16 protein-coding genes are annotated in these 15,238 nt (G+C 62.0%); 8 read left to right on the forward strand and 8 right to left on the reverse strand.

Going from position 1 to position 15,238, the window contains the following annotated elements; all coding sequences use genetic code 11:
- Window positions 1-76: 76 nt before the first annotated feature.
- Window positions 77-1,462, reverse strand: a complete 1,386-nt coding sequence (cysS, locus tag ACZ0AI_RS05870) for a cysteine--tRNA ligase (protein WP_463564961.1) — start codon at window positions 1,460-1,462, stop codon at window positions 77-79.
- On the reverse strand, window positions 1,462-3,141 hold the full coding sequence (locus ACZ0AI_RS05875) for a glutamine--tRNA ligase/YqeY domain fusion protein (protein WP_463564962.1): 1,680 nt from the start codon (window positions 3,139-3,141) through the stop codon (window positions 1,462-1,464). Before ACZ0AI_RS05875 ends, cysS begins: the two co-directional genes overlap by 1 nt.
- 180 nt (window positions 3,142-3,321) lie before the next feature.
- Between ACZ0AI_RS05875 and ACZ0AI_RS05880 the strand changes: the two genes are divergently transcribed.
- Window positions 3,322-3,816, forward strand: coding sequence for a peptidylprolyl isomerase (locus tag ACZ0AI_RS05880; protein WP_463564963.1), 495 nt, complete (start codon window positions 3,322-3,324; stop codon window positions 3,814-3,816).
- Complete coding sequence (gene lpxH, locus ACZ0AI_RS05885; RefSeq protein WP_463564964.1) at window positions 3,813-4,535, forward strand: UDP-2,3-diacylglucosamine diphosphatase; 723 nt, start codon at window positions 3,813-3,815, stop codon at window positions 4,533-4,535. Before ACZ0AI_RS05880 ends, lpxH begins: the two co-directional genes overlap by 4 nt.
- Before the next feature lie 60 nt (window positions 4,536-4,595).
- On the opposite strand, the gene ACZ0AI_RS05890 is transcribed toward lpxH, so the two are convergent.
- On the reverse strand, window positions 4,596-5,255 hold the full coding sequence (locus ACZ0AI_RS05890) for a MiaE family protein (RefSeq protein WP_463566057.1): 660 nt from the start codon (window positions 5,253-5,255) through the stop codon (window positions 4,596-4,598).
- Window positions 5,256-5,366: 111 nt separating this feature from the next.
- Complete coding sequence (gene copM, locus ACZ0AI_RS05895; RefSeq protein WP_463564965.1) at window positions 5,367-6,041, reverse strand: CopM family metallochaperone; 675 nt, start codon at window positions 6,039-6,041, stop codon at window positions 5,367-5,369.
- A 161-nt stretch (window positions 6,042-6,202) separates the two neighbouring features.
- On the opposite strand from copM, the gene ACZ0AI_RS05900 reads away from it, so the two are divergent.
- The gene (locus ACZ0AI_RS05900) at window positions 6,203-7,066 is read left to right on the forward strand and encodes a universal stress protein (protein ID WP_463564966.1); all 864 of its coding nucleotides are present in this window, start codon (window positions 6,203-6,205) and stop codon (window positions 7,064-7,066) included.
- On the opposite strand, the gene ACZ0AI_RS05905 is transcribed toward ACZ0AI_RS05900, so the two are convergent.
- Window positions 7,067-7,300 (reverse strand): DUF3820 family protein, encoded by a 234-nt coding sequence (locus ACZ0AI_RS05905; RefSeq protein ID WP_042552673.1) that lies wholly within the window; start codon window positions 7,298-7,300, stop codon window positions 7,067-7,069.
- A gap of 114 nt (window positions 7,301-7,414) precedes the next feature.
- On the opposite strand from ACZ0AI_RS05905, the gene ACZ0AI_RS05910 reads away from it, so the two are divergent.
- Window positions 7,415-7,783 (forward strand): glutathione S-transferase N-terminal domain-containing protein, encoded by a 369-nt coding sequence (locus ACZ0AI_RS05910; protein ID WP_463564967.1) that lies wholly within the window; start codon window positions 7,415-7,417, stop codon window positions 7,781-7,783.
- A 79-nt stretch (window positions 7,784-7,862) separates the two neighbouring features.
- On the opposite strand, the gene cadR is transcribed toward ACZ0AI_RS05910, so the two are convergent.
- Complete coding sequence (gene cadR / locus ACZ0AI_RS05915) at window positions 7,863-8,309, reverse strand: Cd(II)/Pb(II)-responsive transcriptional regulator (protein WP_463564968.1); 447 nt, start codon at window positions 8,307-8,309, stop codon at window positions 7,863-7,865.
- A 324-nt stretch (window positions 8,310-8,633) separates the two neighbouring features.
- Between cadR and ACZ0AI_RS05920 the strand changes: the two genes are divergently transcribed.
- Window positions 8,634-10,838, forward strand: coding sequence for a heavy metal translocating P-type ATPase (locus ACZ0AI_RS05920; RefSeq protein WP_463566058.1), 2,205 nt, complete (start codon window positions 8,634-8,636; stop codon window positions 10,836-10,838).
- 135 nt (window positions 10,839-10,973) lie between these two features.
- On the opposite strand, the gene ACZ0AI_RS05925 is transcribed toward ACZ0AI_RS05920, so the two are convergent.
- Both ACZ0AI_RS05925 and ACZ0AI_RS05930 read right to left on the reverse strand, forming a co-directional pair.
- Entirely contained in the window at window positions 10,974-11,576 is a 603-nt protein-coding gene (locus ACZ0AI_RS05925) for a glutathione S-transferase family protein (protein WP_463564969.1), read from the reverse strand.
- Between the two features lie 38 nt (window positions 11,577-11,614).
- Complete coding sequence (locus ACZ0AI_RS05930) at window positions 11,615-12,781, reverse strand: aminotransferase-like domain-containing protein (protein WP_463564970.1); 1,167 nt, start codon at window positions 12,779-12,781, stop codon at window positions 11,615-11,617.
- A gap of 81 nt (window positions 12,782-12,862) precedes the next feature.
- Here ACZ0AI_RS05930 and ACZ0AI_RS05935 point away from each other — a divergent pair, with 81 nt between their 5' ends.
- From ACZ0AI_RS05935 to ACZ0AI_RS05945, 3 genes are all read left to right on the forward strand, one after another.
- Window positions 12,863-13,309: a MarR family winged helix-turn-helix transcriptional regulator gene (locus tag ACZ0AI_RS05935; protein ID WP_463564971.1), complete on the forward strand. Its 447-nt coding sequence runs from the start codon at window positions 12,863-12,865 to the stop codon at window positions 13,307-13,309.
- 96 nt (window positions 13,310-13,405) lie between these two features.
- Window positions 13,406-14,020 carry a LysE family translocator gene (locus tag ACZ0AI_RS05940; protein WP_225832106.1) on the forward strand — a complete coding sequence of 205 codons (615 nt, stop codon included), beginning with the start codon at window positions 13,406-13,408 and terminating at the stop codon, window positions 14,018-14,020.
- Window positions 14,020-15,213 carry a benzoate/H(+) symporter BenE family transporter gene (locus ACZ0AI_RS05945; RefSeq protein ID WP_463564972.1) on the forward strand — a complete coding sequence of 398 codons (1,194 nt, stop codon included), beginning with the start codon at window positions 14,020-14,022 and terminating at the stop codon, window positions 15,211-15,213. The genes ACZ0AI_RS05940 and ACZ0AI_RS05945 overlap by 1 nt, the downstream gene beginning before the upstream one ends.
- The last annotated feature ends 25 nt before the right edge of the window (window positions 15,214-15,238 follow it).

A 15,238-nucleotide genomic window follows, 5' to 3' on the forward strand; every position in this document is an offset into this window, starting at 1 on the left:
TTTCCCATAGCGAATTGGATGCAGGCTTCTGGAAACGAAAAGGCCGCATCAGCGGCCTTTTCGTTGCGACGCTCGCTTACTCGGCGAGTCGCCAGGTGGTGCCACCTTTGCCATCCTCAAGCACCACACCCAGAGCGGTGATCTGATCACGGATGCGGTCGGATTCCGCCCAATTTTTATCGGCACGCGCCTGCAAGCGAGCGGCGATCAGCGCTTCCACTTCAGCGGCATCGACCTTGCCTTCAGCGCCGGCCTTGAGGAAAGCATCCGGCTCCAGCTGCAGCACACCGAGCAAGCCTCCCAGTTCCTTGAGGCGTGCGCCCAGCGCAGCGGCAGTTTGCAGGTCGCTGTCTCGCAGGCGATTGACCTCACGCGCCAACTCGAACATCACCGAGCAGGCACCGGCGGTATTGAAATCGTCGTTCATCGCCGTACTGAAGCGCTCGACATAGCTTTCGCCACCAGCCGGGGCGGCCTCTGGCAACCCTTTAAGCGCATTGTAGAAGCGCTCCAGGGCCGCCTTGGACTCGCGCAGGTTGTCTTCGGAATAGTTGATCGGGCTGCGGTAGTGACTGGCGATCAGCAGGTAGCGCACTACTTCCGGATGATACTTCTCCAACACCTCACGAATGGTGAAGAAGTTGCCCAACGACTTGGACATCTTCTCGCCATTGATAGTGATCATCCCGCAGTGCAGCCAGGAGTTGGCGTAAGGCTTGCCAGTGGCAGCCTCGCTCTGGGCAATCTCGTTCTCATGGTGCGGAAACTCGAGGTCGTTGCCGCCGCCATGAATGTCGAAAGACTCACCAAGGCAGCAGGTGGACATCACCGAACACTCGATGTGCCAGCCCGGACGACCGTCGCCCCAAGGCGATGACCAGCTCGGCTCGCCCGGCTTGGCTGCCTTCCAAAGAACGAAATCAAGCGGATCCTGCTTGGATTCGCCCGGCTCGATGCGCGCACCAATACGCAGATCTTCCACACGGCGGCGCGACAGCTTGCCATAACCTTCGAACTTGCCGACACGGTAGTACACGTCGCCGTTGCCCGGTGCGTAGGCGTACCCCTTGTCGATCAGGGTCTGGATCATCGCGTGCATGCCGGCGATATGATCGGTGGCGCGCGGCTCCTGATCAGGCTTGAGGATGTTCAGCCGCGCTTCGTCTTCGTGCATCGCACTGATCATTCGCTCGGTGAGCACCTCAAAGGCCTCGCCCTTTTCGTTGGCGCGATTGATGATCTTGTCGTCGATGTCGGTGATGTTGCGCACATAGGTCAGGTCGTAACCACTATGGCGCAGCCAACGTGTCACCACGTCAAAGGCGACCATGCTGCGACCGTGGCCCAGGTGGCAGAAGTCGTAGACGGTCATCCCGCACACGTACATGCGCACCTGGTTACCGACCAAGGGCTTGAAGACTTCCTTGCTCTTGCTAAGGGTGTTGTAGATGGAAAGCGCCATTACTGACCCCAGGAGTCACGCAGGGTGACGGTACGATTGAAGACCAATGCGTCCGGCTTGGAATCCTTGGCGTCCAGGCAGAAGTAGCCTTCGCGCTCGAACTGGAAGCGATCTTCGGCAGCAGCCTGGGCCAGCGACGGCTCGGCGCGGCAACCTTTGAGCACCACCAGCGAATCCGGGTTGATGTTGTCGAGGAAGCTGCCGCTCTGCTCGCCATCGTCACCAGCCTTCTCCGGGTTGGCGGAACGGAACAGGCGGTCGTACAGGCGTACTTCGCACTCGACGCTCTCGGCTGCCGGAACCCAGTGGATCACGCCCTTGACCTTGCGGCCTTCCGGGTTCTTGCCCAGGGTGTTCTCGTCGTAGGAGCAGCGCAGCTCGACGATATTGCCGGCAGCATCCTTGATCGCTTCGTCGGCGCGAATCACGTAGCTACCGCGCAAGCGCGCTTCGCCGCCAGGAACCAGGCGCTTGAAGCCGTCCGGCGGGGTTTCTTCGAAGTCGCCGGCGTCGATGTAGATCTCGCGGGAGAACGGCAGCACGCGGGTACCGATGTCCTGCTTGGGATGGCGCGCCAGCTCCAGGTTCTCGACCTTGCCTTCCGGGTAATTGGTGATCACTACCTTGAGCGGCTTGAGCACGCACATGGCGCGCGACGCGTTGGCATCCAGGTCTTCGCGGATGGCGAACTCGAGCATGCCGATGTCGACCAGGCCGCCGGCGCGGTTGACGCCGATCATGTCGCAGAAGGTGCGGATCGAAGCCGGTGTGTAACCACGGCGACGGTAGCCCGAGAGCGTCGACATGCGCGGGTCATCCCAGCCATTGACGTGCTTCTCGTCGACCAGTTGCTTGAGCTTGCGCTTGCTGGTGATGGTGTAGTTCAGGTTCAGCCGGGCGAATTCGTACTGACGCGGCTGCGCCGGCACTGGCAGATTGGCCAGGAACCATTCGTACAGCGGGCGATGATCCTCGAACTCCAGGGTGCAGATGGAGTGGGTCACACCTTCGATGGCATCGGACTGGCCATGGGTGAAGTCGTAGCTCGGGTAGATGCACCATTTGTCACCGGTCTGATGATGATGGGCATGGCGGATTCGATAGAGAATCGGGTCGCGCAGGTTCATGTTGCGCGACGCCATGTCGATCTTGGCGCGCAGGGCGCGAGCACCATCCGCGAATTCGCCGGCCTTCATACGCGCGAACAGGTCTAGGTTCTCTTCGACACTGCGCTCGCGGTACGGGCTGTCCTTGCCGGGGGTATTCAGGGTGCCACGGTATTCGCGAGCTTCGTCCGGCGACAGGTCGTCGACATAAGCGTTGCCGGCTTTGATCAGCTCGACGGCCCAGTCGTGCAACTGGTCGAAGTAATTGGAGGCATAACGCTCCTCGCCGGCCCATTTGAAGCCCAGCCACTCGACGTCGGCCTTGATGGCATCGATGTATTCCTGATCTTCCTTGGCCGGGTTGGTGTCGTCGAAACGCAGGTTGCACTCGCCACCGAATTCCTGGGCCAGGCCGAAGTTGAGGCAGATCGACTTGGCATGGCCGATATGCAGGTAGCCGTTGGGCTCTGGCGGAAAACGGGTGATGATCTTGGCATGCTTGCCAGCGTCCAGATCAGCCTGAACGAGGGGACGCAGGAAGTTGGCGGCTTTTTCGACGGTGGGCTTGCTCATGGTGTCCTTAGCGCGTGCGGATTGCGGCACAGGGTAGGCCGACTAAAACAAAGCGCTTATCATAGCCCAAGCTGTCAATACCCTGACAGGCCTTGGTGCCTGCTCCTGACCTCCGGGCGACATAAATGTCCATACCGAACCGGGAACAGCCCGCGATTTTCTCGACAGAGCGATAAACACATGATCAAGCTGCACACCAACCACGGCGTCATCACCCTGAAGCTGTTCGAAGACAAGGCCCCCGCCACCGTCGCCAACTTCAAGGAATACGTGAAGAGCGGCCATTACGACGGCACTGTGTTCCACCGCGTGATCGGCAACTTCATGATCCAGGGTGGCGGTTTCGAACCGGGCATGAAGCAGAAGCCGACCAAAGCGACGATCAAGAACGAAGCCAACAACGGTCTGAGTAACAAGATCGGCACCGTGGCCATGGCTCGCACCTCGGAGCCACACTCGGCGTCCGCGCAATTCTTCATCAACGTTGGTGACAACACCTTCCTCGACCACAGCGCACAGACCGTACAGGGCTGGGGCTACGCGGTGTTCGGTGAAGTGGTCGAAGGCCTGGAAGTGGTCGAAGCCATCAAGGGCGTCGCCACCACCATGAAATCCGGCCATCAGGACGTTCCGGCTGAAGACGTGATCATCGAGAAGGCCGAGATCGTCGAGTGATCCTGCTGATCTCCGACCTGCATCTTGAAGAGGAGCGCCCGGATATCAGCCGGGCGTTCTTGCATTTCCTCGCCCACCGGGCACCCCAGGCCGAGGCGCTGTATATCCTTGGCGACTTTTTCGAAGTATGGATTGGCGACGACGCCATGACCCCCTTTCAGCGCGGTATCGCCCAGGCGCTGCGCCGGTTGAGCGACAGCGGTACGCGCGTCTACCTGATGCACGGCAACCGTGACTTCCTGCTTGGCAAGGCGTTCTGTCGCGAGGCCGGCTGCACGCTGCTCGGCGATCCTCACGAAGTGCGCTTGGCTGGCGAGAAGGTGCTACTCATGCACGGCGACAGCCTGTGCACCCTGGATGTCGGCTACATGAAGATGCGCCGCTGGCTGCGCAACCCCATCAGCCTGTTCATCCTGCGCAACTTGCCGTTGAGCACCCGCCACAAGCTGGCGCGCAAGCTGCGCTCAGAAAGCCGCTCGCAGACCCGCATGAAGGCCAGCGACATCGTCGATGTCACGCCAGAAGAAGTACAGCGCGTAATGGCGGCTCATGGCGTACGTACACTGATCCACGGTCACACCCACCGCCCTGCCACCCACGACGTGCTGATCGATGGCCAACCGGCACAGCGAATCGTCCTGGGCGACTGGGATAAACAGGGTTGGGTGCTGCAGATCGATGAAGACGGCTTCAACCAGAGCGCCTTCGCCCTGGATTGAAACAGCAGGTAGCCCGGCGTTGAGCGAAGCGATGCCCGGGAATCTTCCGACGAATCCCGCCTACGCCTGCGGAACACCGCTGTGGAAGCGAAATTCCGTATCCGGTGACTCGATGAGCTCTTGCTCGACCGCCCTCACCCGCTCGATGGCCTGATCGACATCCGCCGCATCGCCATACTGGTAGGCGAGCTTCAGGTAACCCTGAAAGTGCCGCGCTTCGCTTTTCAGCAGGCCGAAGTAGAACTTGCCCAGTTCTTCGTCCAGATGCGGCATGATCGCTTCGAAGCGCTCGCAGCTGCGCGCCTCGATAAAGGCACCGACCACCAGGGTGTCGACCAGCTTGTAGGGCTCGTGATTGCGCGTCACCTTGCGCAGGCCCGAGGCGTAGCGCGCGGCGGAAACCGGACGCAGGCCGATCTTGCGGCGTTTCATGATGCGCAGCACCTGCTCGTGGTGAACCAGTTCCTCACGAGCCAGGCGCGACATCATGGTGATCAAATCCGCGTGGCAACTGTACTTGGCGATCAGGCTGAGCGCCGTGCTGGCGGCTTTGAACTCACAGTTTTTATGGTCAATCAGCATGATGTCCTGATTGGCCAGGGCAGCATCGACCCAGGCCTGAGGCGTGCGGCAACCGAGAAATTCATGGATTTCCGGCAGGTTCGGCGTGGCGCTGCGGCGGCTGGGCGATGGCTGATCGGGAGCAGTGGCTGGAAACAACACGGGTATGGGCTCTGGCGGCTGGCTATTTGATAAGCCGGCCATTATAGGGCCGCCAGAGCGGCGCGTCCTGCCTATCGGCCCGCGCAGAGCATGGGCAGGTCGAACGACTCAGTTGTTTTCCAGCCAAGCGTTCATCTGGGTGATTTCCTGCTCCTGCGCAGCGATGACCTGCTTGGCAAGCTTCAGCACTTCTGGGTCGGAGCCGTAAGCCAATGCGACCTTGGCCATCTCGATGGCGCCTTGATGGTGAGGAATCATCCCGCGCATGAAGTCCTGATCGGCGTTACCACTGAAATCAACGGCCATGGCACCGTGCATACGATGGTTGACCGCCTCGAATGCAGCCCTGACTTCAGCGCTCTTGCCGGCGTCGACAGTGGCCTCATATCGCGCCGCGTTAGTGGCCAGCCACTCGTTCATCAGGCTGATCTCCTGATCCTGCGCGGCAATTATCTCACTGGCCAAGGCACGCACCCTTGCGTCGCTGCCGTACTGCAGCGCGACCTTGGCCATCTCGATGGCGCCCTGATGATGGGGAATCATGCCGCGCATGAAATCCACATCGGCATTGCCCGTCAGCGTGACGGCCATCGCCTTGTGCATCCTGTCGTTGATCGCGCGGTAGGCGGCCGTCGAGGCACTGGCATTCGCCGACGTGCCCTCGGCTGAGTGCGCGGCATGCCCGCTCGCATGACCATTGGCAGCATCCTGAGCGGTCGCCATGCCGGCGCTCAGCACCGACGCCCCGGCAAACAGAAGTAAACCCAGCGCTTTGGCTTTCATTGACGATCCTCGACCATTGATAAGAGGTCAGAACCTACACCTTGCCACGACGGGAAGGTCAAGGTGCCGCCTACCGCTGCGGCTTGCGTCACCGGGCCACGGTCATACGCGCCACACGCCATCTATAGTGAATAGGGCAAGCCACACGCAGAGGAAACCCCATGCAAGCCATCCGCAGCATTCTCGTTGTCATCCAGCCGGATCATCTAGACGCACTTGCCCTGAAACGCGCCAAGCTGATTGCTGGCGTGACGCAGTCTCATCTGCACCTGCTGATCTGCGATGAGTCGGGCGAACACAGCGGCCACCTGCGCCTGCTCAGTAATGCACTGCAGCAGGATGGCTACAGCGTCAGCACCGAGCAGGTGTGGCATGGCAACCTGCATGAAACGGTCAGTACTGTTCAGCAAGCCGAGGGCTGCGGCCTGGTGATCAAGCAGCACATGCCTGACAACCCGCTGAAAAAAGCCCTGCTGACGCCCGATGACTGGAAGCTGCTGCGCTACTGCCCCTGCCCGGTGCTATTGGTGAAAACACAGACGCCGTGGATCGGTGGCACGATATTGGTCGCCGTGGACGTGGGTAATATCGACGATGAGCATCGCGCGCTGCATACCCGCATCGTCGATCACGGTTATGACCTCGCCAACCTGGCAAAAGCCGAACTGCACGTGCTCAGCGCCCATCCATCGCCGATGCTGTCAGCCGCCGATCCGACCTTCCAGCTGCGCGAAACCATCGAGGACAGCTACCGTCAGCAGTGCCTGGAGTTTCAGCAGACCTATGACATCGACGATCAGCACCTGCATATCGCCGAAGGCCCGGCCGATGTGCTGATCCCGCATTTCGCCCACCAGTTGCGCGCGGCCGTCACGGTGATCGGCACCGTTGCACGCACGGGGTTCAGTGGTGCGCTGATCGGCAACACCGCCGAGGTGATTCTCGACGCGCTGGAAAGTGACATTCTGGTGCTCAAGCCAGACAGCATCATCGAGCATCTGGAGCAGCAGCTCAGCGAGCGCTGATCACTCGCGAAACGGCTGCCTCGGCTTGCTGCGTAAGGGATCGAGCAACGACGACAAGCCGTTGTGATCGATCTCCTGCATCAGCGCCAGCAACTGACCGATCTCGCCCTTCGGGAAGCCTTCACGGGCGAACCAATTCAGGTAATGTCCCGGCAGGTCGGCGATCAGTCGGCCTTTGTATTTGCCAAAGGGCATTTCTCGGCTCACCAACAATTTCAGGTCTTCGGGTTTCATCACATCGGCCGTCAGGTTTGCGTGGGCGGGTCATTATGCCGCAACCGCCAGGCGGTTGGGCCGGCCGCTCAACTCGGGTAAGCTGCGCGCCGTTCACACTTGCAGGTACTCCCCATGATTATCAAGGCACTGCGCCTGGGCCTAGGCCAACTGATCGTTCTCGGCGACCTCGCCACCCGTCCGGCCAAGATGAAGCGTGCGCCCGAAGCACAAGCTGCCGTCGACCAGGCCGCGGGCCATCTGGCGCTCTACCAGTTCAAAGCCTGCCCGTTCTGCGTGAAGATTCGCCGCAAGCTGCATACCCTCAATGTGCCTGTCGCCCTGCGTGACGCCAAGAACGACGCCACCTCGCGCAGCGAGCTGGAGAGCCAGGGCGGCAAGATCAAGGTGCCGTGCCTGCGTATCGAAGAAAATGGCCAGAGCACCTGGCTGTACGAATCCAAGGCCATTGCAGCCTATCTGGATCAGCGCTTCGCGGCCTGAGGCGCCCGTAGGACGCCTCTAAAAAACGTAGGCGAGGTAGTCCAGGCTGTTTTCAATCCAGGTGGTTTTTAGGCGCGCCTCAATGCTGATGGCTGCGCCCGACATGGGACACATCCTTCTCGGCATGCAGATTGTCACTGGTACTGAGCTGACGAATGATCTCGCAGGGCGACGATTGTTGATCCGCTAGGCAACTGTTGCGCAGCTCGACCAGTTGCCCCTGTAACGACTGCAGGCTGGCGATGCGTGCATTGACGTGTTCGATATGCTCATCGATCAGGGTATTGATGGCTTCGCAGTTTTCCGCTGGCCGGCCGCGCAGGCTGAGCAGCTCGCGAATTTCGTCAAGGGTCATGTCCAGGGTGCGGCAGTTGCGAATGAACGTCAGCCGTTCGACGTGCTCCGGCCGGTACAGCCGATAATTACCCTCGCTACGCTGCGGCGCAGGCAGCAGTCCTTCGCGCTCGTAATACCGAATGGTCTCCACCTGGCTACCGGTGACTGCCGCCAATTCGCCAATTTTCATTTTCTTCTCCTCGATCGCTTGACCCTATAGTGGCTACAGGGTGTTCACTCTGCAACAGGTTATTTGGAGAGACCCATGGCCAACTGTTGCGATCACGACCAAACCCCCAAGCCCCCTCGCGCCCAAGACTCGTGCTGCGCTAACGAGACTGCGGCATCTTGCTGCGACTCGGGTAGCACATTGATCACCGGGATCAGCGAGCCCGTGGCCGCCCAAGCCAGCGCTGCGCTGGAAAGCAGCACACTGCGCATCGAACAGATGTGCTGCCCGACAGAAGAAGGCCTGATTCGCGGCAAGCTGCAGCACCTGCCCGAGGTGCACGCCATGCGTTTCAATCTGCTCAACCGCACGCTGCTGGTCGAGCATCAGGCAGGCGCTGCGCCTTTGCTGGTCAAGGCCATCGCCAGCCTGGGCATGCAGGCAGTGCCGCTGACCGCGGAGACTCGGGTGCGCATCGAGCAGATGGACTGCCCCACCGAGGAGCGTTTGATCACCGACAAGCTCGCCCGTCAGCCCGGTATCGAAGCACTGCAATTCAATCTGATGCAGCGGGTGCTGACCATTCGCCACAGACCGGATGCCCTCGAGCCAGCGTTGCAAGCCATACGTGAACTCGGTTTCACCCCGCAGCAGGAAGGCGATGAAAGCCAGAGCGTAGTTGCCGAGCAAGCCCACGATGGCTTGCCGTGGCGACTGATAGCGGCTGGCGTGGCGGCATTCATGGCTGAACTGGTGCACTTCACCAACACCGCGCCGGAGTGGGTGGTTGCGCTGATCGCGCTGGGCGCGATCCTCACGGCCGGGCTCGATGTGTACAAGAAAGGCTGGATCGCCCTCAAGAATTTCAACCTGAACATCAATGCGCTGATGAGCATCGCCGTGACTGGCGCCGTGCTGATCGGCCAGTGGCCCGAAGCGGCAATGGTCATGGTGCTGTTCGCCATCGCAGAACGGATCGAGGCGAAATCCCTGGATCGCGCGCGCAATGCCATTCGTGGCCTGATGGCACTGACCCCGGAGCAGGCCACGGTGCGTCAGGCCGACGGCGGTTGGCAAACAATGGAAGTCACACAGGTTGCCATCGGCAGCGTGGTTCGGCTGCGCCCCGGCGAACGCATCGGCCTGGATGGCCAGGTGCTCGATGGGCACTCCACGGTCGACCAGTCACCGATCACCGGGGAAAGCCTGCCCATCGAAAAAAGCGTGGGCGATACCCTGTTCGCCGGCACCATCAACCAGAGCGGCGCGCTGGAGTATCAGGTCAGCGCTGCCGCCAGCAACAGCGCGCTGTCACGCATCATCAAGGCCGTGGAAGAAGCCCAGGGTGCACGGGCGCCGACCCAGCGTTTCGTCGACCGTTTCGCCCGCATCTACACCCCGCTGGTCTTCCTGCTCTCCCTGGCCGTGGCGGTAGTGCCGCCGCTGCTGATGAATGGTGATTGGTTCGAGTGGGTCTATCGCGCGCTGGTACTGCTGGTGGTCGCCTGCCCTTGCGCGCTGGTGATTTCCACGCCGGTAAGCATCGTCAGCGGTCTGGCGGCGGCGGCGCGCAAGGGCATCCTGGTCAAGGGCGGCGTGTACCTGGAGAACGGCCGGCACATCACCCACCTGGCGCTGGACAAGACTGGCACCCTCACCCACGGCAAACCGGTACAGACCGACTATCAGGCCCTGGAAAGCGATGCCGATGTCTACCGCAAACTTGCGGCCAGCCTGGCCGCCCGTTCCGATCACCCAGTGTCCCAGGCGGTGGCCAAGGCGGCGCAGGAGCAAGGTGTCGTGCTCGACGAGGTGCAGGCATTCGAGGCGCTGCCCGGGCGTGGCGTAAGCGGCGTGATCGACGGCCAGCGCTACCAGTTGGGCAATCATCGCCTGCTCGAAGAACTGGGCCTGTGCTCGCCGGAGATCGAAATCCGACTCGATGGGTTGGAACGTGAAGGCAAGACGGTGATTCTGCTCAGCGACGATAAACGCGCCCTGGCGCTGTTCGCGGTCGCTGACACGCTCAAGGCCAGTAGCCGTGAGGCCATCGCCACCCTGCATGAAATGGGTATCAAGACCCTGATGCTCACCGGTGATAATCAGCACACCGCCCAAGCCATCGCCGCTCAGGTCGGCATCGATGAAGCCCGCGGCGACCTGCTGCCCGCCGACAAGCTGGCGACCGTCGAAGGTCTGCTCGGTCAGAAAGGCGTGGTCGCCATGGTCGGCGACGGCATCAACGATGCCCCTGCCCTGGCCCGTGCCGATGTCGGCTTCGCCATGGCGGCGATCGGCACCGACACGGCCATCGAAACCGCCGACGTGGCGATCATGGACGATGACCTGCGCAAGATTCCCACGTTCATCCAGCTGTCCCGGCAGACCGCGACGATCCTCAAGCAGAACATCGCCCTGGCTCTGAGTATCAAGGCGATCTTCCTGGCGGTGACCATCACCGGGCACGCCACCATGTGGATGGCGGTGTTCGCTGATGTTGGTGTGAGCCTGCTGGTGGTGTTCAATGGCCTGCGCCTACTGCGCAAGTAGGCGCTTGCTCCCGTAGCCTGTCACTAAGCGTAGCGATGTGCAGGGGCGGCTTCGATAGCTGCATTTGCAAGCAGCGAAAACCGCTCCCCGGGTTTCGCTGCGCTCTACGCCAGGCTACAAGAGCGAACGGTGCTGCTAGCCCAGCATGGTCACGTGCTGCGGGTGGCTGGCGACACGATCCAGCCAGGCGTGGACGGCCGGGTAGCCGCTCAGGTCGAAACCGCCTTCGTGGGCCACGTGGGTATAGGCGTACAGGGCGATATCGGCGATGGAGTAACGGTCGCCGACCAGATACGGGGTCTGCTCCAACTGCCTCTCCATGACTCGCAACGCCTTGTGGCCGCGTACCTGGCACACCTTGTACTCCTCGGCGCGTGCCGCTGGCATGCCTTCGAGCCACTGAATGCGACGAGCCACGGCAATGTAGGGCTCATGGCTGTACTGCTCGAAGAACTGCCACTGCAGCACCTGGGTGCGCAGGCGTGGCTCGGTCTGCAGGAACTCGCTGCCATCGGCGAGGAAATTGAGGATGGCGTTGGACTCCCACAGGTACGAGCCGTCTTCCAGCTCCAGCACCGGAATCCTGCCATTGGGGTTCTTGGCCAGGAACTCGGGGCTCTGTGTCTCGCCCTTGAAAATATCGATGGGCACCCATTCAAACGGCTTGCCGAGCAGGGTCAGCATCAGCTTGACCTTGTAGCAGTTGCCAGAGCGGTAGTCGCCATAAACCTTGTACATGCTCGCCTCCTAAAGCCCGATGATTCTTCAGCCAATAGTCACGCCGCGTCCGCGGCCAGTCCCTGACGCACCACACCCGCCAGGCGGCGCAGCCCTTCCCCCAGACGCTCCGGTGCCACGTGGCTGAAGTTCAGCCGCAGGTAACCGTGCTCGCGATCCGGGTCAATGAAAAATGGCTCGCCCGGCATGAATGCCACGTTCTGGGCCAGCGCCGCGTCGAGCAGCAGACGGGTGTCCTGGGGCTGCTTGAGGCGCAGCCAGAAGAACAGACCGCCCTGGGGAATCTGCCACTCGGCCAGATCACTGAAATGTTCGACGAGCGCCGCCTGCATCGCATCACGCCGCAAGCGATAGAAATTTCGCAGCTCGGCCAGATGCTCGCTGTAGCGCTCGGTACCCAGCCATTGCAGCGCCTGCCACTGGCCCACGCGATTGGTGTGCAGATCCGCCGACTGTTTGAGACGCAGCAGGTGCGGGTACAGATCCGGCGTGGCAATCAGGTAACCGACGCGCAGCCCCGGCAATAGAGTCTTGGAGACGGTACCGGTGTAGATCCAGCTGGCCTTGCGCAGGCGACTGACGATCGGCGTGGCGCTGCCGGCGTCGAACACCAGTTCGCGGTAGGGCTCATCCTCGATCAGCGTCACCTGGTAACGATCCAAGAGGGCCGCCACAGCGTCACGCTTGGCCTCGCTGTAGCGCACGGCGCTGGGGTTCTGGAACGTCGGAATCAGGTAGGCGAACGCCGGGCGCTGGCGCTCCAGCTGCTCTTCGAGTGCCTGCAGTTGCGGGCCATCGGCCTCCTGCGGCACGGCGATGCAGTCGGCGCCGAACAGCTGGAAGGCCTGCAGCGCGGCCAGGTAGGTCGGCGCCTCGAGCAGTACTTTGGTGCCCGGATCGATGAACAGCTTGCTGGCCAGGTCGAGGGTCTGCTGCGAGCCGCTGACGATCAGCACCTGGCTCGCCTCACACGGCACGCCCAGCGCTCTCGCTTCGGCGGCGATGGCTTCACGCAGCGCAGGCTCTCCCTCGCTCATGCCGTACTGCCCCATGCTGGCAGGCATCTGCGACCAGTCGAGCTTGGGCAGCATCTCTTCGGCAGGCAGGCCACCGGCGAACGACATCACCTCCGGACGCTGGGCGGCAGCGAGAATTTCGCGGATCAGGGAGCTTTTCAGACGGGTGATGCGTTCGGAGAAGGCCATGGAGGTCACCGGGTGATAAGTCGAGAGAATTGAGTCAAACTGGTTGACCGAAAGTACGACGCTCGAGACATATACGTCAACATGATTGACCTTAAAAATTCAGCTGCTCAGCAAGCAGCCATGGAAGCCTTCTTTTTTGGTTACCAGGCGTTCACCGCCAAGGCCGACGAAATGCTCGCGCGCCGGGGACTGTCGCGGGTGCACCAGCGCATCCTGTTTTTCATCGCCCGCCACCCCGGGTTGAGCGTCAAGGAGTTGCTCGGCTACCTCGGCGTGAGCAAACAGGCGCTGAGCATTCCGCTGCGCCAGCTGCAGGAGATGAATCTGGCGCAAAGCGTCCCCGCCGAAGATGACAAGCGCAAACGCTTGCTCGGTCTCACTGCCGAGGGCGCCAATCTGGAGCGGGCGCTGCGCCGCGAGCAGGTAAAACTGCTGCAGCGCGCCTTCGACGAAAGCGGCAAGCACGCGGTGGATGGCTGGCTGGCAGTGAACAAGGCATTGAGCGGTACAGGTCGAACACCTGAGTGATGGGCGCGCAACTGTATGGTTGCTTATAGCCGCCGCTGTACCGCGACGGCCGCGCTAACAGCCCTTATCGTGGCGGCTCAACTTTGAGACTTCGCCATGACCCCGGAACTGCTGATCGCCTTCATCGCCTTTGCCTTCGTTACCTCGGTGACGCCTGGCCCCAACAACATGATGTTGCTCGCCTCCGGGGTGAACTTCGGCCTGCGTCGCAGCGTGCCGCATATGCTCGGTATCAGCCTCGGCTTCATGGTTCTGGTGATGTGCGTAGGATTCGGCCTGGGCCAGGTGTTCGAGCAAGTGCCGGCGCTGTACACCGTACTGCGCTACCTGGGCGCGGCCTACCTGCTCTACCTGGCCTGGAAGATCGCCGGCTCCGGTGCTCCAGACAGCACGGGGGGCGAACGCGGCAAGCCTTTCACCTTTCTCCAGGCCGCCGCCTTTCAGTGGGTCAATCCCAAGGCCTGGGTGATGGCCATCGGCGCTATTACCACCTACACGCCGCAGGAAAATTTCCTGGTCAACGTGCTGCTGATCGCCGGGCTGTTCGCGCTGGTCAACTGCCCGAGCGTGGGGCTGTGGACGGTGGCAGGCTCGCTGCTGCGCAACTGGCTGCGTAACCCCCGCGTGCTGCGCGCCTTCAATATCGGTATGGCGGTGCTGCTGGTGGCCTCCCTGTACCCGATCTTCGCCGACATGAAAGGAGTGCTGTGATGCTCGAAAGCAGCCGCCCTCGCCTGCGCCCGCTGGCCGACACCTCGACCTCCGCAGTGGTAGCCGGCTTCATCGGCATGCTCACGGGCTACACCAGCTCTCTGGTGCTGATGTTCCAGGCGGGCCAGGCTGCCGGGCTCAGCGCCGGGCAGATTTCCTCGTGGATCTGGGCGCTGTCGATCGGCATGGCGGTGACCTGCATCGGTCTGTCCCTGCGCTACCGCGCGCCGATCATGGTCGCCTGGTCGACCCCCGGCGCGGCATTGCTGATCACCAGCCTGCCCGGCGTGCCTTACAGCGAGGCCATAGGCGCCTACATCCTGTGCTCCGCACTGATTCTGGTCTGCGGCCTGACCGGCAGCTTCGACCGCATCATGCGGCGCATCCCCGGCTCCATCGCCGCCGCTCTGCTGGCCGGCGTGCTGTTCAAGATCGCGCTGGAAATCTGCGTGGCCGCCGAGCAGCAGCCCCTGCTGGTGATCGCCATGCTGTTCGCCTACTTGCTGGGCAAACGCCTGCTGCCCCGCTACGCCGTACTGGCTGCGCTGCTGGTTGGCTGTGTGCTGGCTGGCACCCTGGGGCTGCTGAATTTCTCCCAGTTCGAGCTGCAGCTGGCGACCCCGGAATGGACTACACCGAGCTTTTCCATCGCTGCAGCGATCAGCATCGGCATCCCGCTGTTCATCGTCGCCATGGCTTCGCAGAACCTGCCGGGTATGGCGGTGCTGCGCGCCAATGGCTACGACGTTCCAGCCTCGCCGCTGCTCACTACCACCAGCCTGGTGTCGATCGTGATGGCGCCCTTCGGCTCCCACGGTATTCACATGGCAGCCATCAGCGCGGCGATCTGCGCCGGCCCCGAGGCCCATGAAGATCCGCGCAAGCGGTACACGGCAGCAATCTGGTGCGGGGTGTTCTATGGCATCGCCGGGCTGTTCGGCGCCACCCTCGCCGCCCTGTTCGCCGCCTTGCCCAAGGCGCTGATCCTGTCCATCGCCGCCCTGGCATTGTTCGCCTCGATCATTGGTGGCCTGACCCAGGCCATGAGCGAACCCAAGGAACGCGAAGCGGCGCTAATCACCTTTCTTGTCACCGCTTCGGGGATGACCCTGTTCGGGGTGGGGTCGGCGTTCTGGGGCATCGTCGCAGGCTTGCTGACCCTGGCGCTGCTCAATGGCGGCAAACGTGCCTGAGCGGCGATGAACATATTAAGGCCCC

The organism is Pseudomonas sp. AC355, from assembly GCF_979258205.1.